A 1320-nucleotide genomic window follows, 5' to 3' on the forward strand; every position below is an offset into this window, starting at 1 on the left:
ATCCTTAAAAATACCAGTGACTAAATTCCACACGCCTTTCACATAGGGACCTATCTTGTCCCAATGCTTGTAGATCAAATAAGCTGCCCCCGCAATGGCGGTAATAATTAAGATAATCGGGTTAGCTAATAACGCCCTCCCCAACATCATAAACGCAGATCCAATTAGCTTAATTGGCTTAATCAACAACGAGAGAAAACCACTACCTTTAATGCCTAATACTGACAAGCTGAGCTTTGCCATCGCAAGTGGACCAATCATTGCAGCAATCATCAAAGATATGCCACCGCCCACAGCCAGAACCACCCCAAGCCCCAATGTAATCATGGTGAGTGTTTTAACTATTTCAGGGTTTTTCTTTGCCCATTCACCAAAGCTTGAAATGATGCCGGTGACGCTTTTTGCTATGTCACGCAATGGGCTATCGGCACCACCAAAGATTTGAATCCCGACATCTTCATACGCTGATGTCAGGTTTTTCATATCACCGTCGAGGTTATCGGTCATGACATTTGCAACTTTTTCAGCTTCGCCTTTAGCAGCCTTAAGCTCAGCTATTAATTGTTGCAAAGATCCCGTGGATGCTTGATCGGTTAAAACCATTAAGGCACTAAATGCTTCTTCCCCTGCTAGTTTTTTAAACAACCCAGCACGCTTAGCATTTCCCATCCCTTTTGTTTTCTTATCCAGCTCAACAAGGATTTCAGTAAATTCTCTAAAGTTTCCTTTTGAGTCCGTTGTTTTTAAATTGATTTCTTTTAACGCCTTTGATACTTCTGACGTCGGGGCTGCTAGTCTCCCAAAAATAGATTTTAAACTAGTCCCAGCCATACTTGACTGTATACCTGCATCTCCAAGTTTACCCGCGGCGGCGGCGGCGGTTTCTAAGTCAACACCCAATCCTGCTGCGGGTGGGGCAACGTATTTCATTGTGTCGCCTAGCATGGCTAAGTTAACATTCGCGCGAGTGAACACCCCCACTAACGTGTCACTAACCCGATTCATTTCATCCGAGTTCAGTTTAAAGCCGGTTAAAATATTAGATCCAATATCCGCCGTAGTGGCTAAGTCAATGTCTCCGGCGAGTGACATTGATAATGTGCCTTTCATCGCATTTTTAATTTGCTCAGGTTTAAAACCTGCCATCGCATAGAACGCTTGCCCTTGGGCGACTTCATTCGCCGTAAATGCCGTCGTTGCGCCCAGATCACGCGCCTGCTCTCTCAGCATCTTGTAATCGCCTGAGTTTTTATCCAAACGAGTCAAGGCTTGTACTTTCGACATGCCGATTTCAAAGTCATAGCCTGGTACTAAGACTTT

General features: G+C 44.5%; 1 protein-coding gene. It reads right to left on the minus strand.

Going from position 1 to position 1320, the window contains the following annotated elements; genetic code table 11:
• Positions 1 to 1320: phage tail tape measure protein (locus PROVRUST_RS18510; protein WP_006816449.1), on the minus strand; the 1320-nt coding region annotated here is incomplete at both ends.

Origin of the sequence: Providencia rustigianii DSM 4541 (assembly GCF_000156395.1) — a bacterium.
Lineage (GTDB): Bacteria > Pseudomonadota > Gammaproteobacteria > Enterobacterales > Enterobacteriaceae > Providencia > Providencia rustigianii.